This window comes from Pseudoruegeria sp. SK021, from assembly GCF_002119405.1.
Lineage (GTDB): Bacteria > Pseudomonadota > Alphaproteobacteria > Rhodobacterales > Rhodobacteraceae > Meridianimarinicoccus.
Window position 1 is genome coordinate 22135 of record NZ_MTBG01000024.1, and the last position, 18277, is coordinate 40411.

General features: G+C 61.1%; 18 protein-coding genes. 4 read left to right on the forward strand and 14 right to left on the reverse strand.

The genetic code is table 11. The features are described from left to right. The 8 genes from BV911_RS13715 to BV911_RS13750 all read right to left on the reverse strand — a co-directional run bounded on the left by BV911_RS13715 (position 1) and on the right by BV911_RS13750 (position 8122). Complete coding sequence (locus tag BV911_RS13715; protein WP_205963859.1) at positions 1-750, reverse strand: SDR family oxidoreductase; 750 nt, start codon at positions 748-750, stop codon at positions 1-3. Positions 751-818: 68 nt separating this feature from the next. Continuing rightward, positions 819-2288, reverse strand: coding sequence for an aldehyde dehydrogenase family protein (locus BV911_RS13720; RefSeq protein WP_086054193.1), 1470 nt, complete (start codon positions 2286-2288; stop codon positions 819-821). Beyond that, positions 2285-2965, reverse strand: coding sequence for an ABC transporter ATP-binding protein (locus tag BV911_RS13725; RefSeq protein ID WP_086054194.1), 681 nt, complete (start codon positions 2963-2965; stop codon positions 2285-2287). The genes BV911_RS13720 and BV911_RS13725 overlap by 4 nt, the downstream gene beginning before the upstream one ends. After that, positions 2965-3747, reverse strand: a complete 783-nt coding sequence (locus BV911_RS13730; protein ID WP_086054195.1) for an ABC transporter ATP-binding protein — start codon at positions 3745-3747, stop codon at positions 2965-2967. The genes BV911_RS13725 and BV911_RS13730 overlap by 1 nt, the downstream gene beginning before the upstream one ends. Further along, positions 3744-4772 carry a branched-chain amino acid ABC transporter permease gene (locus tag BV911_RS13735; RefSeq protein WP_086054196.1) on the reverse strand — a complete coding sequence of 343 codons (1029 nt, stop codon included), beginning with the start codon at positions 4770-4772 and terminating at the stop codon, positions 3744-3746. The genes BV911_RS13730 and BV911_RS13735 overlap by 4 nt, the downstream gene beginning before the upstream one ends. 9 nt (positions 4773-4781) lie before the next feature. Next, positions 4782-5687 carry a branched-chain amino acid ABC transporter permease gene (locus BV911_RS13740; protein WP_086054197.1) on the reverse strand — a complete coding sequence of 302 codons (906 nt, stop codon included), beginning with the start codon at positions 5685-5687 and terminating at the stop codon, positions 4782-4784. A 113-nt stretch (positions 5688-5800) separates the two neighbouring features. Then, on the reverse strand, positions 5801-7090 hold the full coding sequence (locus tag BV911_RS13745) for an ABC transporter substrate-binding protein (RefSeq protein ID WP_086054198.1): 1290 nt from the start codon (positions 7088-7090) through the stop codon (positions 5801-5803). A gap of 27 nt (positions 7091-7117) precedes the next feature. Continuing rightward, positions 7118-8122 carry a cyclase family protein gene (locus BV911_RS13750; RefSeq protein ID WP_240512252.1) on the reverse strand — a complete coding sequence of 335 codons (1005 nt, stop codon included), beginning with the start codon at positions 8120-8122 and terminating at the stop codon, positions 7118-7120. Positions 8123-8311: 189 nt separating this feature from the next. Here BV911_RS13750 and BV911_RS13755 point away from each other — a divergent pair, with 189 nt between their 5' ends. Beyond that, a complete protein-coding gene (locus tag BV911_RS13755; protein WP_086054199.1) occupies positions 8312-9436 on the forward strand; it encodes a zinc-dependent alcohol dehydrogenase family protein in 1125 nt (374 codons plus the stop codon). A 27-nt stretch (positions 9437-9463) separates the two neighbouring features. Continuing rightward, positions 9464-10393, forward strand: a complete 930-nt coding sequence (locus BV911_RS13760) for a LysR family transcriptional regulator (protein ID WP_086054200.1) — start codon at positions 9464-9466, stop codon at positions 10391-10393. Between the two features lie 10 nt (positions 10394-10403). Here the strand turns inward: BV911_RS13760 and BV911_RS13765 are convergent, their stop codons facing one another. Next, entirely contained in the window at positions 10404-11735 is a 1332-nt protein-coding gene (locus tag BV911_RS13765) for an MmgE/PrpD family protein (protein WP_168184079.1), read from the reverse strand. A 314-nt stretch (positions 11736-12049) separates the two neighbouring features. Here BV911_RS13765 and BV911_RS13770 point away from each other — a divergent pair, with 314 nt between their 5' ends. Beyond that, the gene (locus BV911_RS13770; RefSeq protein WP_086054202.1) at positions 12050-13246 is read left to right on the forward strand and encodes an LL-diaminopimelate aminotransferase; all 1197 of its coding nucleotides are present in this window, start codon (positions 12050-12052) and stop codon (positions 13244-13246) included. A gap of 72 nt (positions 13247-13318) precedes the next feature. Here BV911_RS13770 and BV911_RS13775 read toward each other — a convergent pair whose 3' ends face one another. From BV911_RS13775 to BV911_RS13795, 5 genes are read right to left on the reverse strand one after another with little or no spacing between them, the layout of a single operon-like run. Next, positions 13319-13636, reverse strand: a complete 318-nt coding sequence (locus BV911_RS13775; protein WP_086054203.1) for an NIPSNAP family protein — start codon at positions 13634-13636, stop codon at positions 13319-13321. Beyond that, positions 13626-14126, reverse strand: coding sequence for a TRAP transporter small permease (locus tag BV911_RS13780; protein ID WP_168184080.1), 501 nt, complete (start codon positions 14124-14126; stop codon positions 13626-13628). The genes BV911_RS13775 and BV911_RS13780 overlap by 11 nt, the downstream gene beginning before the upstream one ends. After that, entirely contained in the window at positions 14123-15409 is a 1287-nt protein-coding gene (locus BV911_RS13785) for a TRAP transporter large permease (protein WP_086054205.1), read from the reverse strand. Before BV911_RS13785 ends, BV911_RS13780 begins: the two co-directional genes overlap by 4 nt. Before the next feature lie 57 nt (positions 15410-15466). Then, positions 15467-16438: a TRAP transporter substrate-binding protein gene (locus BV911_RS13790; protein WP_086054206.1), complete on the reverse strand. Its 972-nt coding sequence runs from the start codon at positions 16436-16438 to the stop codon at positions 15467-15469. Between the two features lie 48 nt (positions 16439-16486). Then, on the reverse strand, positions 16487-17398 hold the full coding sequence (locus tag BV911_RS13795; protein ID WP_205963860.1) for an NAD(P)-dependent oxidoreductase: 912 nt from the start codon (positions 17396-17398) through the stop codon (positions 16487-16489). A 129-nt stretch (positions 17399-17527) separates the two neighbouring features. On the opposite strand from BV911_RS13795, the gene BV911_RS13800 reads away from it, so the two are divergent. After that, a complete protein-coding gene (locus BV911_RS13800) occupies positions 17528-18271 on the forward strand; it encodes a FadR/GntR family transcriptional regulator (RefSeq protein ID WP_086054208.1) in 744 nt (247 codons plus the stop codon). Positions 18272-18277 lie beyond the last annotated feature (6 nt).

Below are 18277 nucleotides of genomic sequence, written 5' to 3' on the forward strand. Positions count from 1 at the left end.
TTAAACGGTCCGGCCACCATCCACTTCAAGGATCACACCGGTGATGAAATCCGCCTCATCTGACCCAAGATACAGCGCCGCATTGGCAATATCACGCGGCTGAGAAAAGCGGCCCATCGGGATTGTCGCAAGGAACTTCTGCCGGTTCTCAGGGGTGTCGGGCATGCCCATGAACTGCTCCAGCAGGCCAGTCACGCCCATGACCGGGGCAATTCCGCAGACACGAATGCCATCAGCCGCCAGTTCCACCGCGAGGGATTTGGTCATGATATTCACCGCGCCCTTCGACGAGTTGTACCACGTCAAGCCCGGACGCGGCCGAATTCCCGCCACCGATCCGACATTGATCATCACGCCGCCGCCTTGGTTGCGCCAAACCGGCACGCAGGCCTTGGTCATGTGAAAAATCGACAGCACATTGATGTCATAGATCTTCCGAAAGGTGTCTTCGTCGGTTTCCATCAGCGGTCGGTTCGGATTGGTCCATCCCGCGTTATTGACCACGATATCAAGGCTGCCGAACGCCTCAGTCACCTGCGCCACGGCGGCTTCGACCTGATCGCCTTTGGACACATCGCAGGTGACGGCGATTGCGTTCTCGCCCAATTCTTCGGCGACAGCGCGGGCACCCTCGCCGTTCATATCCGCAACCGCCACTTTGGCACCTTCGCGGATATAGACCTCTGCGATCCCCTTGCCAAAGCCAGAGGCCGCGCCCGTCACCATTGTCGTCTTGCCCTGTAGTCTCACTGTCGTTCTCCGTTGCTTGTTAACGCGCCGACCCCACCCGGATCGGCGCATCGTTTCACCGCGTGCGGTCAGCCGTGATTGCTGACGATGGTTTTGATGTGAGAAAACTCTAGCAGGGCGGCGAAGCCCTTTTCGCGGCCGTGACCGGATTTCCGAATGCCGCCGAACGGCAGTTCGACCCCGCCACCGGCGCCATAGCCGTTGATGAAGACCTGACCGCAGCGCAGCGCCTTGGCCACCCGTTGCTGGCGGGCACCGTCTTTTGTCCAGACCGCGGCAACCAACCCATATTCGGTGCCGTTTGCGATGCGGATGGCCTCGGCCTCGTCATCGAACGGGATCATCGCCAGTACCGGACCAAACACCTCTTCCTGCGCGATGCGGGAGTTGGGATCACAGGGGCCAAACACCGCCGGGGCCACGTAGTAGCCGCCCACGGGCACATCGCTGGCGATGCGTCCCCGTGCGATCAACGGCGCATCGGCCTCGGCGATATAGCCTTCAACCCGGCGTTTTTGCTTGGCCGAGATCAGGGGGCCAAGCACCGCGTCCTCGTCCGACGCGCTGGCAGTGATACATTCAAAGGTTTTGGCAACCTCGGCCACTACCCGATCCCAGAGGCTGCGATGAACCAGTGCCCGTGTCCCGGCAGAACAGGTCTGACCGCCGTTCTGGATCAACGCCTTGACCACAAAGGGGATCGCCGCGTCCAGATCGGCGTCCTCGAACAGGATCTGCGGTGACTTGCCGCCCAGTTCCAATGTGCAACCGATGAAGTTGCGGGCCGCTGCGGTCTGGATCATCACCCCAACCTCGGGCGAGCCGGTGAAGGAAATGAAGTCGATGCCTTTATGTTCCGACAAGGCCCGGCCCGCCACATCGCCGCGCCCCGTGACAATGTTCAAAGCCCCCGGCGGGAATCCGGCCTCGACTGCCAACTCGCCGATGCGCAGCGCTGTCAGGCAGGCATCCTCGGCCGGTTTCAGAACCGTGGCATTGCCCATCGCCAGCGCCGGCGCGACCGAGCGGCCAAACATTTGGGCCGGATAGTTCCACGGAATGATATGACCGGTCACGCCATGCGGTTCGCGCTGAACCTCGACGTTATAGCCGGGCAGGAACGGGATGATTTCGCCATGAACCTTGTCCGCAGCGCCGCCGTAGAATTCAAAGTACCGGGCCGTCACTTGCATGTCGGCACGGGCCTGTATGATCGGCTTGCCGTTATCCGCCGTTTCCAGTTGCGCCAGATCTTCGGCGTGATCGAGGATCAGCGCCGACAGTTTCAGCATCAACCGGCCGCGTTCTGCCGCTGACAGACGGCTCCACGCGCCACCATCGAAGGCCGCCCGGGCGGCAGCCACAGCCGCATCTACATCTTCCGCGCCGCTGTCGGCAATGGTGGTAAACGGGAGGCCGTCCAGCGGCGACACCACCTCAAATTCCGCCCCAGACTGGGCCGGGACAAACGCGTTGCCCACCAAGTTCAGAGGTTTCGGAAGCACGAGGCTTCGTTGGCTCACGGGAAAATCTTTCATGGCTGTTTCCTTTCCGGGCTCAAGGACCCATCGCTGACCTCGCCCCGTTCAATGACAAGCGTGCGGCTGGCAAAGCCACGCAGCAACGCGGGGTTGGATTCTGTGATGATCAGAGTGATGCTGCGATCCGCATCGCGCAGGGCACGCAGGGCATCGGCATAGCGCAGGGCCAGCGCCGGAGCCAAACCTTGAAACGGCTCGTCCAGCATGACCAGCTTGGTGCCGATCATCAGCGCCCGGGCTAGCGCGACCATCTTGCCCTGCCCGCCCGAGACGTTCCCGGCCGGTCGGTCCGCCATTTCCTTCAATTCCGGCAAGACATCATAGACCTTATCCAACCGGCGCTGGGTTTCCACCGCCCCAAGCCGGGCAGCGTCGGCTGGCAAAAGGATGTTCTCTTCGACCGTGAAGGCCGAGAAAAGCCGCCGGTCCTCGGGGGAGTAACCGATCCCCAAGCCGGGACGTTTGGCCGGGACCAACGGCGTGAGCGGCTTGCCTTCGAACAGCACCTCGCCGCTGACTTTGGTGAAGCCCATGATGGTGCGCAGCAGGGTGGTTTTTCCGGCGCCATTGCGCCCGATCAGGGCCAGCGTCTCGGCCGCGTCTACCCGGAAATTCAGATTGCGCAAAATCTCGATAATGCCGATGGAGGCCGTCACATTGCGAAACTCTAGCATCAGGCCACCTCCTCGCCGATCACATCCCGAATGACATCTGGGTGTTCCAGAATTTCGTCAGGGGTGCCGCGCAACTGCACATTTCCGGCGTTCCATACCGCCACTTCATCGGCATGTCGGGCTACGATGCCCATGTCGTGTTCGACAAAGACCGAGGTCACACCGGCTTCGGCCAAGGCACCAACAAGAATTTCCATCACCTCGTGCTTTTGCGACGACGCCACCCCAGAGGTCGGCTCGTCCATCAGCAACAGGCGCGGCTTCAACGCCAAGGCCACGGCGATGTCGATCAGCTTGCGCTGGCCTTCCGACAGCTCGACCACGGTGCGATCCGCCACGTCGGCGCAATTCACCAGATCCAGCAGATGCATCATCTCATCGCGCTGCCGGATGCGGTGCAGGCTTTGCAGTGGGTTTCTCATCCCGTCGCGGGCAGCGGCTGAAATCAGCAGGTTTTCCAGCGCCGTGTGTTCGGTGAACAGTTGCGGGATCTGAAAGGCCCGCGCCACCCCGCGCTGAACGATCTTGCGCGGGGGCAAGGTCGTGATGTCCTCGCCCTCCAGAAAGACCTTGCCCTGCTGCGGTTTCAGCCAGCCGGTGCAGATGTTGAGAAAGGTGGTCTTGCCTGCACCGTTCGGCCCGATGATGGCCAAGTTCCGACCGGCCTCGATCTGCATTGAGACGTTGTTCGCGGCGGTCACCCCACCGAACTTGATCACCAGATCGCGGGTTTCAAGCAAGGGCGGACCGCTGCGGCGGGTGCCTTGGGTCGCAGACGTCATTGCGCGTCCTCCCCTAAGTTGGTGGGTTGGGATTTGCTGCGCCGGTTCATCACGCTATCGGCAATTCCCATGATGCCGCCCGGGGCAAACAGGATGATGATCAGAAGGAAGCTGCCCAGCAGAAGCTGCCAGATATCGCCGGCAAATGCCGAAGCATAGACCCGGACGATTTCATAGATCAGCGCCCCGATGAACGCGCCGCGCACCGATCCCGCACCGCCAAGCACCGCGATGAACACCATCTCGGCCGACCGGACCCACCAGACATATTCCGGTGTCACCACGCCTTGGGTCATCGCCATCAGCGACCCGCCGACGCCGCACAGGGCTGCCGACAATAGATAGCCCGACAGCAGCACCCGCTTGGGCGACAGGCCTAGATACTCCAGCCGGGTTTCGTTGGTCTTGATGGTCTGGAAAATCTGACCGACCGGCGAGGCGAACCAGCGCAGCGTGAACCAGCCCAGCCCCACCATCAACACCAGCGAGAGATAGAACAGGACCGCTTCGAATTCGGGCCGCTCCAGCGCCATGCCCAACACGGTGGGACGCGCCAGACGAATGCCATCGGCCCCGCCGGTGATGTGGTAGAACTTTTCAAGGATGGACCAGAAGATCATCGAGAAGGCCAGATTGAGCATCCCGAAGAAAATGCCGCGGTACCGCACCACGAACAGACCGACCAGCAGCCCGCTGATGGCCGCGCCGGCCACCCCGGCAATCAGAACAAGGATCAGATCCGCCTGCGGCATGGACGCCATAAGGAAAGCCCCCACATAGGCGGACACCCCGAAAAACAGCGCATGGCCGAACGACACCTGACCGGCACGAAGCAGAATGGTGACGCCGAGCACCGCCAGGCCCTTGGCCAAGGCGAGGTTGATCAAAAGTTGCATCGACGGCGCAATGAGCGGCACCGCTGCCAGCAGCAGCACCCCTGCCAGCGTCAGCAGCGACCGCGTCGAACGCAATCCACCAGCCTTGTCGGACAACTTCGGGGCAGAACGTTGAGAAGTATCTAACATGTCGCTTCCTCAAATCTTGCGGGCGACAGGGCTGCCAAACAGGCCCTGAGGACGGATCAACAAGACCAGCACCATGATCAGATAAGGCACAAGGACGGCGACCTCGGGCCAGACATAGACAGCAAAGGACCGCCCCAGACCGATCAGCAATGCGGCAACCGCGGCCCCTTCGATCTGGCCCAGCCCGGCTGTGGCGACGACGGCAAAGGACAGCACAATCATGTCCGCCCCCATACCCGGCAGGATCGATGTGGTGGGCGAGGCCAGTGCACCGCCAAGTCCGGCCAGAACCGCACCAACGATAAAGGTGAACAGAAACACGCGATCCGCGTCGATGCCGATGGATTGCGCCGCTTCCCGGTCTTCGGTCGTCGCAAGGATCAGCTTGCCGATCACCGTGCGCCGCAGGAAGAAACGCAGGCCAAACAGCAGGCCAATCGCCACCAGCGGCAACAGGATCAGCTGATAGACCGTATAGGTGACGCCAAAGAGGGTGATATTGCCAAGCGCCTGCAATGCACTGGCTTGGAAATAGGGCTGAGTGCCCCAGACAAGGCGCTGTGCATCCTCAAGGATCATAAAGACCGCGAAGGTCACCAGCAGTTGCAGCACCTCGGGCTTGTCATAGATACGCCGCAAGAGCAGCCATTCGATTGGCCCTCCCAGCAACATACCGACCAGCACCGCCGAGATGATCATCAAGGGGAAGGCAAAGATCGGGCTAAACCCGAGTGCCAGGAAAAAGCCGGTCAGCGACACGGTCGCATAAGCCCCGATCGCATAAAGCGACCCGTGGGCGATGTTGAGGATACGCATCACGCCGAAGATCAGGGTCAACCCCAGCGCGACGATGAAAACCAACGCTGCGTAGGATATCCCGTCAAAGAGCGCGAGCAGGAAGATTGTCAGGTTCATGGGGCCGCCTCTTGTTATGGGCCGTCAGGGAACAATGGGGAGAGCGCGCGGGGGCGCTCTCCAAGGCATGTTCCGGGTCCTAGGGTCCGGCCAACAAGCCGGACCCGGCGCCTTTAGTTGTCGTAGGTTTCGACTTGCAGAGTGTCGACAAAACTTGCGTCCAGCCCTTTGATCCACTCGATCGAGGTCTCGCCGATGGGCGGAAGCAGGCCGTCACCGTCGAAGATCATGATGTTTTCCAGCGTGGCGAACGGATAATCACCGGTCTGTGCGCTGGTCCCCATCAACTGGGATTCAACCCCCTGATTGTCTTCGCGCAGATAGAGCGGACGTCCGAGACCCTGAAACTCAAGCCCTTCAAACGCGGCCAGAAGTTGCTCTTCGCTGGGCCAATCAACCCCGTTATCGGCGATGGCTTTCTCATAAGCCGCTTGCATGGCTGCGAAGGCTTGGCTGGCGTGGAAGACCGAGTAGACCGGGATATCGCCGGTGGCTTCCTTGTACTGCTCCATGAAGCTTTGGAAGTCGGCATCATCGCGCCGCTCGGGGTGCAGAAAGTAGTGATCGCCCCGTGCGCCGACGATGTGACCCGCTGGCAAGCTGGGCCCAAGACGCTCAAGCGAGCTTTCCGCAAGCGGCAGCACAAAGGTCGAGGTATTCATCAGGCCGCGCTGAAACGATTGCTGCACGAAGGTGTCCAGATCGCCGCCCCAAGAGGTGGACAGAATGACGTCCGGACGCAGCGCCTGTAGTCGCGAAATTTCGGTCGAGAAGTCGGGGGACCCGAACTTGGGGAAAAACTCGCCCACCACTTCCACATCGGGCTTCATCACCTCAAGCGCAGTGTGGAAAATATCCCAGCTGTCCCGGCCCCACGCATAGTCTTGGTTCACCACCGCGATGGTCTTGAAGTCGGGGTTGGTCTTGAGCAGATAGGCCACCGCCGCCAGCATTTCGGACGTCGCGTTGCCCTGGGTGCGGAACACGTAGTCATACTCGTTCTCTTCGAAGATCCGCTGAGTGCCGCAATCCCACATCAGGTTCGGAACTTGCAGATCTTCCGCCAGCGGCGCGATGGTTTGGCAGTTTCCCGATGAAATCGAGGCCAGCATGATTTCCGCACCGCCGCTTTGGGCAACGCGCCGGAATTCCGAGGTCAGCGCCTCAGCGCCGGCACCTTCGTCGATGTAGGTCACTTCGATCGGAACGCCGTTGATGCCGCCTTCGGCATTCAGGTTGGCGACGAAGATGTCCATCGCATCGCGCGCGGGCACCCCAAAGACCGATGCAGGCCCGGTTAGAAACGTTGTCATCCCGATCTTCAGCGTCTCGGGCTTGTCGGCGGCCATTGCAGCAAGCGGCAGAACCGCACACAACGCCGAGGTGGTCAGTAATTTCATCATGGTAACTTCCTCCCTAATTCAGGTCTGTTAGCGGATCGCGATGGGGTTGATGATCATTTGCACAGCGCCCTGTATGCGGGCATGCCCCAACACGAACAAAAACTCGTGCACACCGTCATCTGCCAGTGCGCGGGTATCCATATTCTCCAAGATATAGATGCCATGTTCCGGCTGTAGGATCTGGTGCACGCGGAACGCTTCGCCTTCGGTTTCTGCCGGGACGACCTCCATGCCCCACGTGTCCGCGCCCACCGCCATAACGCCAATCTCTGCAAGGTACTCTGCCCCGCTGACACCGACGCCCGGCTCTAGCGCGCCGAAGCGCACCGGATCCGGCGCATCCCCGTCCAGCAAGTCCATCCAGTTCGAGTTGAAAAGCACAACATCGCCCTCGCGCAACTCAACCCCTTGCGCCTTTGCCGCACCGCGGATGTCGTCTGCGGTATAGGCGGTGCCCTCAAGAACCATGTCGACACCGAAATACGCCGCCATGTCCAGCATCACACCGCGCCCAACCAGACCGGGCAGCTTTTCCAACCCCAGTTCGGTCAGACCCGAAGCCGGGGCAAAGTCGTCATAGGTCCGGCCACCGTAATACACATGATCGACGCCAGCATGACCTAGCCCGTCAATCTGCGGCCCAATCCCAAGCCACCCCATGAAGATGTCGTCATTATAGGTGAACGCGTTATCGCCCAGCCCCGAATTTCCGTTCTGTCCCGGTTGCAGCACCGTCAGGGACAGGCTGCGCGGCGGAAAAGCCGGTGTGTCCGTCCCGACGATCATCCCGAGACTATAGACTTTGCCTTCGGTGACCAGTTCTGCGGCCAGTTTCACGCGCTCGTCCGTCATCAGGTTCGCGGCGCCAAGTTCGTCGTCCGCGCCCCATCGTCCTTCGGCCCAATCCGGCGCGCTGCTGTCTTGCGCCGAAGCAACCCCCAGCGATGCTACCAGCATCAATCCAGCAGCACCAACGCCAAAGGACGTCTTCCAACGGCGATCAGCGCGAATTCCAGATGTGTGTTTTTGCATAGTCATAGCCTCCTCCCAGAGCTAGTCATGAGCAGCAGCCTAGGGGCAGAGCTGGAACTGCCGCCAATACGTTGGGACAATTCCGGTCATAGGTATACACTATGGCCCATGGAAAAGGTGTTTCGGCGGGCGATTGAAGCTTTAGCTTCAGGGCAGGACACGCCACTGGCCTTTTGGGAGGAGACCATAATGAAGATCGAAGCTGCTGTGCTTTTGCACGGAGGTGTCGAAGGGAATTTCGAGACATCCAATGCGTTGACGGTGCGCGAAGTTGATCTGGCGCCCCCCGGCCCGGGCGAGGTGCTGATCCGCATTGCTGCGGCCGGCGTGTGCCATTCCGATCTGTCGGTGATCAACGGGACCCGCCCGCGCCCGGTGCCAATGGTGCTGGGTCACGAAGCGTCCGGCTTTGTCGAAGAGGTTGGCGCGGGCGTTGATGACCTTGCCCCCGGCGACCACGTGGTTTGCATTTTCGCCCCGGGCTGCGGCCATTGCCTGCCGTGCGCCGAAGGGCGTCCCGCGCTTTGCACCCGTGCTGCCAAACATCACAGTGTCGGCGAATTGATGACCGGGCACCGCCGCCTGTCGATGGATGGGGCACCGGTGCATCACCATGTCGGCGTCTCGGCCTTTGCCAGTCATGCTGTTCTGGCCCGTCAATCTTTGGTGAAGGTCGAGGCCGATATTCCACCGCACATCTCGGCGCTGTTCTCTTGCGCCATGCTGACCGGGGCTGGCGCCGTCTTTAATACCGCTCGCGTCGCGCCGGGGTCCAAGGTTGCGGTGATCGGTCTTGGCGGCGTTGGTCTGTCGGCGATCTTGGGCGCTGTCGCTGCAGGCGCCGGTGAAATCATCGCCATCGACCCCTTTGAGGCCAAGATGCAAACCGCCCTCGACATGGGGGCCACCCGCACGATTAAAGCCGATGCGCATACCGTCGAGGCGGTGCGCGATGCCACCGGCGGCGGTGTCGATGTGGCGATTGAACTGGCCGGGTCCACCCTAGCGCTAGAAACCGCTTGGAGATGCACCTGTCGCGGCGGCACGACCGTCACCGCCGGCCTGCCGCACCCGGACGCCCGCATGTCGCTGAACGCCCTGCAACTTGTTGCCGAAGAGCGCACTTTGAAGGGCAGTTACATTGGCTCCTGCGTCCCAACCCGCGATCTGCCACGGATGTTCGCGCTTTATGCGCAAGGAAAGCTGCCGGTCGAGAAGATGTTGACCCACCGCTTGAAACTGGCCGATATCAACCGCGCCATGGACCAACTCGATCGCGGGACCGCGATCCGGCAGGTGATCGAATTTGACTAGCGCCCCCCGCTTTCAAGAGGTCCAAAGATGATCGATATCCGCCAGTTGCGCTATTTCCTCGCCATCGCGGACGCGCCGTCGATTTCCGCTGCGGCGCATATCATCGGTGTCGCCCAGCCCTCGCTGTCGCAGCATGTTCAGCGGATGGAAGAAGAACTGGGCGTCAAATTGATGGACCGCTCACCCCGTGGCACCCTGCTGACGCAGGAAGGCCACGTCTTGGTCGAACACGCGCGGCGGATCTGTGACAGCCTCGACCGCTGTGTGTCGGATATGCGCGAATTGGGCAGTGTCGTGCAGGGCCGTGTCAGCTTTGGCATGCCGCCGTCCTGTTCGATGGTGATGTCGGTCCCCATGGCAGAAACTGTCCGGCTGGAATTTCCGGACGTCCGCCTGCGCGCCATTGAAGCCATGAGCGGCTATCTCAAGACTTGGATTGAAGATGGCACTGTCGACATCGGGTTTCTCTATGACCTGACCGATGCCGGGCATCTTAGGGCGACGCATGTGATGGACGAAGAGCTGTATTTCTATTCGGCGCCGGATGCGTGGCCGCTGGACACCCCGCCGGGAACACCGGTGCCCCTGGCGGATTTGCAAGCCCTCGACATGATCCTGCCGTCGAACGGGCTGCGCGCCACGATCGAGCAGTTTTGCAGCGCGCACGGGGTTCAGCTGAACGTCGTGGTTGAAATGGATGCGATGACCCAGATTAAGGAACTGGTCGCGCGCGGCTCGGGCTATACGATCTTCGCGCCGGTTGCCGCGCAGGATTATGTCAGCCGGGGCGAGCTATTGCGCGCTCGCATCATCGCTCCGACGATGATGCGTCCGGTGTATCTTGTCACCAACCCGGCGCGGGTGATGAACCGCGCCTGCCGCGCCGTTGAACAGGTCACCCTCGATGTCGCGCGCGAACTGGTGCAACGCGGCATCTGGGAGGCCAGTCTGGTGTGAGGGCCGGGCGTCAGCCGCGGATCAGCGCGCCGATTTCCCGGGCCGAGACCGCGCTTGGCGCGTCGGCAATTTTGGCCATCAATGCCACCAACGGATTGGCCCGCGCCCCCAGAACCGTGTCCGCCTTCGCCGTCACCCGCGTCATAAGCTCGGACGGCGCGGCGGGGGCGTTCAGGTCATGGTGAAAGGCAAGGTCGGTCCCATTGCGCAAGCGCACCGTGCCGACCACCTGCTGGTCGGTCAGCGACGCGTCCCCGATCACCTCGACACGGGCCGCAAGGGCGGTGAGGGCCGGGTCTTGGGCCAAAGCGTCCGTATAAAGCCCCTCGTCACCGGTTTCCAACCCCGCCAACACCATCCCGGCCAGCCACGCATAACTGAACTTTACCTCTAGCCCAGTGCGCGGCGCCTTTAGGTCGCAAACCCGCAGCCAGCGCGGATTGGTGCGCACCTGAACGCTGTCGACCAGTGTAGGGTCCACATCAGCCGCGATCCCGCGCAAGCCCTCGATCATCGCATGCAACCCGTGACAGCAGGCATGGAACTTGTACAGATTGTCCATAAAGCGCATGCGGGGCGACGCAACCGGCCAGTCATTTGGCTGATCGACATGGGTGTCGACAAAGCCCTGAGGGCCAAAAACGCCGTCTTCTGCCGCACTTAGGCCCAGTTGCGCCAGCAAGGCGGCCTCGACGCCGTTGGACGCCGCGATGCCCGCGTTCAGCGGCTTTCCCATGGTGCCGAACTGACTTTTCAATCCAGAGGCGCGGGTGGCACAGAGGCTTAGGGCCACCTGCATCTCGTCACGGCTGAGCCCCAGAATGCGCCCTGCCGCCACGGTGGCCCCAAAGGCGCCAGCGGTGGCGGTTTGGTGAAATCCCCGGTTATAATGCGCCGTTCCCAGCATCATCCCGATATGGACGGCGCATTCGGCCCCCATAAGAAACCCCGACAGCAACGCGTCTGCCGACTGGTCCGAGGCCTCAGCGACCGCAAGGGCGGCGGGATAAATCCCAACCGACAAATGCCCCACATGGGCGAAATGGGTGTCGTCATAATCCAACGCATGCGAGATGGTGCCGTTGACCATCGCCGCCATCCGTGCCGCCGCAGTGCCGCCGCCAAACATCGACGCGCCGGGTCCTGTGGTCGTCTCGGCGGCTGCGAAGCGGCGCATCTTCTGCGCCACCGGCTCGCTTGCGCCGGCCATCCCGCATGCAAGCCAGTCCAGCAGCGACACCCGCGCAAGATCCAACGCCTCGGGCGGGCAGGCCTCAGTGGGCTGTGTGGCCAGTGACTTTAAAGGCCCAAGCGCCGTGGTCTGTTTTGCGTTTGGCGTCATCGCGTTTCCTTTTAACATGGCACCCATTTTCCGATACCATTGCGGCCATCGCTGCGCCGGGCCAATACCGCTTGCCTGTGGCAGCTATCGAGAAATGCTATCGCCGGTTTCCGACGCATGTTGTCCCATGTCGCGGCCATAAGATCCGGCACCTCCGCAATGCGGCGCGCGCAGCGCCCAGAAGCAACCGGACCACTCTTTTGGGCAGCGGCAGCATGCAGGGTTCCTGTTGCACGTATCGGTCGCATGGACCATGGTCACGCGCACATGCATTCGCATGACGTCGCCCTGTTCCGTCAACCCTTGAGAAATCCATGTCCGAACAATTTTATCGCATGAAGCGCCTGCCCCCTTACGTCATCGCCGAAACCAACGCCATGCGGGCGGCGGCACGCGCGGCCGGAGAGGATGTGATCGACCTCGGCATGGGCAACCCGGATCTGCCGCCCGCCGATCACGTGATCGAAAAACTGATCGAAGTGGCGCGTAAGCCCTCGGCCCATGGCTATTCGCAATCCAAGGGCATCCCCGGTCTGCGCCGGGCACAGGCGGATTACTACAAGCGCCGCTTCGGCGTTGAACTGGACCCGGACCGCGAAGTGGTGGTCACACTGGGCTCCAAAGAAGGGCTGGCCAGCCTTGCCACCGCAATCACCGAACCCGGCGATGTGGTATTGGCACCGAACCCGTCCTACCCGATTCACACCTTTGGGTTTATCATCGCCGGCGCCGCAATCCGCAGTGTGCCGACCACCCCGGATGAGGCCTATTTCGACAGCCTGCGCCGGGCGATGGCCTTTACCGTGCCGCGCCCGAAAATTCTGGTGATGAACTATCCGTCCAACCCAACGGCGGAAACCGTCGACAAGGCGTTCTACGAGCGCGTTGTGGAATTCGCCAAGGCCGAGGGCCTGTGGATCATCAGTGATCTGGCCTATTCCGAACTGTATTATGACGGAAAGCCGACGGTCTCGATCCTAGAAGTCGAGGGTGCGAAGGACGTCGCGATTGAGTTCACCTCGCTCAGCAAAACCTACAGCATGGCGGGCTGGCGGATTGGGTTTGCCGTTGGCAACCCGACGCTGATCGCGGCGATGACGCGGGTGAAATCCTATCTGGATTACGGTGCCTTCACCCCGATTCAAGCCGCAGCCTGTGCCGCGTTAAATGGGCCGCAAGACATCGTCGAGGCCAACCGCAAGGTGTATCACCGGCGCCGCGATGTGTTGATTGAAAGCTTCGGACGGGCCGGTTGGACCATCCCGTCGCCGCCCGCATCGATGTTTGCTTGGGCACCGATCCCACCTGCGCTGGCGCATCTGGGCAGTCTGGAGTTTTCCAAGCAGCTTTTGACCCAAGCCAAGGTCGCCGTGGCCGCAGGGGTGGGCTATGGCGAAAACGGCGAAGGGTTTGTCCGCATCGCCATGGTCGAGAACGAACACCGGATCCGGCAAGCCGCGCGCGGTGTGAAACGCTATCTGCAATCAATGGGGATTAACGGCGGCTCCTGACCCGCAGATCAGGGGCGCCGGGGGGCCGGGGGGCTGCGCGCGGCGCACCCTCCGGACCGAGTTTTTACAAGCTTAGGCCTTAACGAAGCTGGCCGGGGTCAGGATCGTGTTCACCTGTTTGACGAGGTATCCCGCCTCGGCGCTTTTTCCCAGATAGGCCTGCCACTCAGGATCGGCCGCCATCGCGGCGCGCTTGGCCGCGCGGTCGGCAGCATCCTCGTACACCCAGATATGAACGTAGGAATTGACGTCGCCGGTTTCGACCGCGCCGTAGACGGCAGGCTGACCCAGATGCCGGCTTTGCGGCACCCAACCGTGATCTTCATAAAGCTTCATGTGCTTTTTGATGGTGCCGGGGCGGCAGGTATAGGTGCGGTGGTCATAGATCATGGGGGGTCTCCGGTTGGGTCGAGGTAAACAAGGTCTGTAGGCACTTAAACAGTGCATGCAGGGTATAGCCGGTCATCACTGCCCCGAAAATCGGGATGGCGATATAGAAGGCGGCGGTGGGAAAGCCGAGGATGGGTGTCACCGCGCGGCTGCGGTCGGTCAAATCCCAGCCATACCACGTCATAGCAAAGAAGAATGCCAGTGACAGCAGCGACAGGATCGCGCCAAGGATGGCCGCAGAGCGTTGGGTGCCCATGCGCAGTTCCAGCCAATCCACCCGGAAGTGATCGTTCTCACGCCACAGTGCAGCAGCGCCCGAAAAGACCATCCAAGCGAACAGGCCTTGCACGACCTCGTCCAGCCACGCGAACCCCGCCAATTGAAACCCGCGCGCCACCACGTTTGCCAGCAGCAGCAGGAACAATGCCACAAGGCAGAGGGTCGCAATCCCTCTGAGGGCCTGCCCGATCAGGCGATCCAGCGCGCTCATTCGCCCATCACCAAGGTTGGCAGCCATGTCGAGATCGCCGGAAAGATGATCACTGCCAGCAGCACCAGAACCAGTCCCAGCAGGTAAGGCATCAACGCCCGGGACAAGCGGCCCACCGTCATGTTCGCGATGGATGAGACCGCGAACAACACCATGCCCACCGGCGGCGTCAGCAGACCCACCATGGAACACATGATCATGATCACCCCGAACTGGATCGGATCGACGCCGATCTGGGTGATCACCGGCAAGAACAACGGCACGGTCAGGACGATGACGGCGATGCCTTCAAGGAACATGCCCAGCACCAGTAGAATGGCGACGATGATCGCCATGATGATGGCCGGATTGTCCGACAGCCCCATCAATTGCGCCACAAGCTGGTTCGGGATGCGTTGCTGGATCAGCAGCCATCCGAAGAAGCCCGCAGCGGCGATGACGAACATCACGCGAATGGTGTGTTCCAGCGTATCCCAGATGATCTTGGGCAGATCGCGCGGCTTGATCTCACGATAGACCAGCATCGACAGCACCAGCGCATAGGCACTGGCCAACACGCCCGCTTCGGTCGGCGTGACGATGCCGCCAAAAATGCCCGCGATGATAATGACCGGGGTCATCAGCGACAAAGCGCTGTCCATAAAGCTGCGCCCGATCTCGGGCCAGTCGATGTGATCGCGTCGGGGCATCTTGTGCCGCAGCGCCATGATATAGACCGCACCCATCAAGGCCAGCGCCATCAAAAGACCGGGCAACACCCCGGCCAAGAACAGCTTGGCCACGGACACGCCGGTAATGGAGGAATACAGCACGAACGGAATTGAGGGCGGGAATACCGGACCGATTGTGGACGATGCCGCCGTGATCGCAGCCGAAAAATCGGGATCGTAATCCCGTTCGGCCATTGCCTTCAGTTCGACCTGACCCAAGCCGGCCGCATCGGCCACTGCCGCGCCGGACATACCGGAAAAGAACAGCGAGGCCAGAACGTTAACCTGACCCAACCCGCCGCGAATATGGCCGACGCAGGCATCGGCAAAGCGGAATATTCGGTGGGTAATGCCACCGGTATTCATCAGGTTTCCGGCCAGAATAAAGAATGGGATCGCCAACAGCGTGAATCCGGTCGTCGCCGAGAACATCCGCTGTGGCAGCATCGCAAGGATGCGGAAATCACCTTGAAACGCGTAGAAGCCGACAGCCGTCAGGCCGAGGGCCACCGCGATAGGCAGACCGATGGCGATAAACAGCACCAAAACGGCCAGAATGAGAAAAGTTGTCATCTGACTGCGTGGATCCGGACCGCCCCAATCGTTTGGAGCGATCCAGACCCGCGTCCCTTATTCGAGGAAGGACAGGAATTTATCCATATTTTCTTGGCCGGAATAGTCTGCCACCCGCTGCCGCGCCGGTCCCATCATCGCCACGAAAGGCGCAAGATCGGGCTCGGTCACAACCATGCCAGCCGCAGCAAGAGCCGCAATTTCTTCTTGCTCTTGTGCCATGACAGCCGCGCGCATCATCTGGGCCGACGCTTGGCTTTCCTCGCGCAGAATGGTCTGCTGTTCGTCGGTCAGACCGTCCCAGACATCCTTGTTGATGACATGCACCATCGAGTTATAAACGTGGCGCGTAAGGGCCAAGTTTTCCTGAAACTCGTTCAGTTTGAAGTGATAGATCACCCCGATCGGGTTTTCCTGGCCATCGACAACGCCCTGATTCAGCGCGTTCGGCAGTTCGGTGAACGCGATCTGTGTGGTCGACGCTCCCAGCCCTTCCATTGCCGCAACAATCTGCAACTCAGGCGGCGTGCGCAGTTTCAGACCGTTGACGTCTTCGGGCGTCAAAATCGGGCGGACATTGTTGGTGATGTTGCGAAAGCCATATTCCCAGTTGGACAGCATGACCAAGCCTTGCTCTTCCAGTTTGGGCGCGGCCCAGTCCTGAAACGGTCCGTCCAGAACCTGATGCGCCTGCTCGTAGCTGTCGAAGGCGAAGGGGGTCATAACGGTGCCAAAGGCTTTTTCGTATTTGTCCAGACCGCCTTGGGTCGGCAAGTTCATATCGAGCGCGCCCAGAACCGTCTGCTCCAGTTGCTCTGGCGGCGAGCCAAGCTGGTTGGCCGGGAACAGCTCAACCACGATGTCGCCATTGGTCCGCTCGGCGACGTTTTCGGCAAATTGCACGGCGGCAAGATGGCCCGGATGGGTTTCAGCCGCGAAATGGCCAAACTTCAGCGTCACGTCCTGCGCGTAGGCCGTCCCCGCGAAGGCAAATACGGCAGCGCCGCATAGAAGGTGGTGCAGTCTCATGATCGTTCCTCCCTGATCAGTCGATAGTGATGTGGCGTATCTGCGAACCTAGGGGCGCGCCTCCTCCAGCGTGGCCTCCACACCGGTCAGTTCTTCATAGGCCTTGATGATCGCCGTGCAGCTTTCGTCGCCATGCCCCATGATCGATGCCAGCGCATAGGTCTGGTTGATCGACTGCGCCATGAACCCCGGCAACCCGGCGCGCTCCAACCATTCGGCGTAATAGCGCACGTCTTTTTGCGCGTTGGACAGTGACATATGCGGGGTGAAATCCCGGCGCAGGGTCATCTCACCATAGAGGTCCATCATCCCGGACTTGCCGCCCGCCGCCGAAATGATGCCGATGACCTTGGACATATCCAGCCCCTCATGGGCGGCCAACGCGAAGCCTTCGCACCATGCCGCAACATTCGCGAAGGCGATGTAGTTGTGAATCAGCTTCAGGCGGATCGCATGGCCCGCAGGACCGACGTGGAACACGTTTTCGGCATAGGCGTCGAACACTGGGCGCAAGCGTTCGAGCAAAGCCTCTTCGCCGCCGAACAAGACATTGACCTCGCCCCGGTCGGCATGGGCTGGTGTGCGGGTCATCGGCGCTTCGGCATAGGCGATCCCGCGTGCCGCGCAGGCGTCCCGCATCAGATCGACATGGTCAGTCGAGACCGTGGTGTGATCCAAAAAGACTGCATCATCCGGCAGCGCCGCCAATGCGCCCCCTGCCCCCAGCGACAACGCCTGAACTGCTTCGGCCGTGGTCACGCAAACGACAAAAACATCCGATTGCGCCGCGATCTCGGACGGCGTTCCGCCCTGACGTGCGCCCAAGGACACCGCATCGGCAACCTTGGCCGAATCCAAGTCGGTGACGACGACATCGAAGCCTTTCGCGCACAGGTTCTTGACCAGACCGCGCCCCATTCCGCCAAGACCGACAAAGCCAATTCGTAGTGCAGACATCATGTACTCCTCCCGTTGATCGTCATAAATCATATGGCTGATTGTAAGACAACTGTTTTTCGTTTATTCCCGATGCAGGAACTGGTGCAGTCGGCCTCCGCGGCGTAACCTGCACCAAAGGAGACTAGTGAAATGACGGGAAACTCGGACCTGTTCGACAAGATCGACCGGCCACGCCGGCTACCTGATGAAGTCGCAACCGCGATCATCAGCGCGATCGAAGGTGGGCAGTTGCAACCCGGCGACCGCTTGCCAACGGAACATGCGTTGTCAGAACGGTTCGGTGTCGCCCGGACCGTCATCCGCGAGGCCATTTCCTTGCTGAAATACGACGGCGTGGTCGATTCTCGCCGCGGCGTCGGCGCCTTCATCACCCCAAACGGCACCCGATCAGCCTTTCGGATCAGCCCAGGTTGCTTTGAAAAACGCAAGAAGATCATCCAGTTGCTTCAGCTTAGAACCGGAGTGCAGGCCGGGGCATCGGCCCTTGCAGCCGAAGTGCGCACCCCCGAACAAATGGATGAGATCGACGGGCTGTTCGCGCGGATGCAAGCCGCCGACGCCGAGGGCCCCGAGGTTGCACTGGAAGGCCGGGTCGATGCTGAATTGGCCTTTTACCGCCGCATCGCCGAAGCCTCTGCCAACGAATATTACGTCGACGTCATTGGCATGATCGAGGCCAATATCCAGAACAACCTGCGGTCGGCCTTTCTGAAGAATGCCGCCATGTCAGAGTTCGGCAAGGACATTCTCGACGAGCATCAGGCGGTACGCGACGCCCTGCGCCGCCAAGATCCCGAAGCTGCGCGCCTTGCCACACGCCACCGATTCGAATGCGCCGCGCAACGCCTTGCGGCCCGCGAAGATTTCTTATGAGGACCA

Bases quoted from the DNA above. Each gene is read 5' to 3' on its own strand.
- BV911_RS13720 (WP_086054193.1), bottom strand. From the start codon at position 2,288: ATGAAAGATTTTCCCGTGAGCCAACGAAGCCTCGTGCTTCCGAAACCT.
- BV911_RS13725 (WP_086054194.1), bottom strand. From the start codon at position 2,965: ATGCTAGAGTTTCGCAATGTGACGGCCTCCATCGGCATTATCGAGATT.
- BV911_RS13730 (WP_086054195.1), bottom strand. From the start codon at position 3,747: ATGACGTCTGCGACCCAAGGCACCCGCCGCAGCGGTCCGCCCTTGCTT.
- BV911_RS13735 (WP_086054196.1), bottom strand. From the start codon at position 4,772: ATGTTAGATACTTCTCAACGTTCTGCCCCGAAGTTGTCCGACAAGGCT.
- BV911_RS13740 (WP_086054197.1), bottom strand. From the start codon at position 5,687: ATGAACCTGACAATCTTCCTGCTCGCGCTCTTTGACGGGATATCCTAC.
- BV911_RS13745 (WP_086054198.1), bottom strand. From the start codon at position 7,090: ATGATGAAATTACTGACCACCTCGGCGTTGTGTGCGGTTCTGCCGCTT.
- BV911_RS13750 (WP_240512252.1), bottom strand. From the start codon at position 8,122: ATGCAAAAACACACATCTGGAATTCGCGCTGATCGCCGTTGGAAGACG.
- BV911_RS13755 (WP_086054199.1), top strand. From the start codon at position 8,312: ATGAAGATCGAAGCTGCTGTGCTTTTGCACGGAGGTGTCGAAGGGAAT.
- BV911_RS13760 (WP_086054200.1), top strand. From the start codon at position 9,464: ATGATCGATATCCGCCAGTTGCGCTATTTCCTCGCCATCGCGGACGCG.
- BV911_RS13765 (WP_168184079.1), bottom strand. From the start codon at position 11,735: ATGACGCCAAACGCAAAACAGACCACGGCGCTTGGGCCTTTAAAGTCA.
- BV911_RS13770 (WP_086054202.1), top strand. From the start codon at position 12,050: ATGTCCGAACAATTTTATCGCATGAAGCGCCTGCCCCCTTACGTCATC.
- BV911_RS13775 (WP_086054203.1), bottom strand. From the start codon at position 13,636: ATGATCTATGACCACCGCACCTATACCTGCCGCCCCGGCACCATCAAA.
- BV911_RS13780 (WP_168184080.1), bottom strand. From the start codon at position 14,126: ATGAGCGCGCTGGATCGCCTGATCGGGCAGGCCCTCAGAGGGATTGCG.
- BV911_RS13785 (WP_086054205.1), bottom strand. From the start codon at position 15,409: ATGACAACTTTTCTCATTCTGGCCGTTTTGGTGCTGTTTATCGCCATC.
- BV911_RS13790 (WP_086054206.1), bottom strand. From the start codon at position 16,438: ATGAGACTGCACCACCTTCTATGCGGCGCTGCCGTATTTGCCTTCGCG.
- BV911_RS13795 (WP_205963860.1), bottom strand. From the start codon at position 17,398: ATGATGTCTGCACTACGAATTGGCTTTGTCGGTCTTGGCGGAATGGGG.
- BV911_RS13800 (WP_086054208.1), top strand. From the start codon at position 17,528: ATGACGGGAAACTCGGACCTGTTCGACAAGATCGACCGGCCACGCCGG.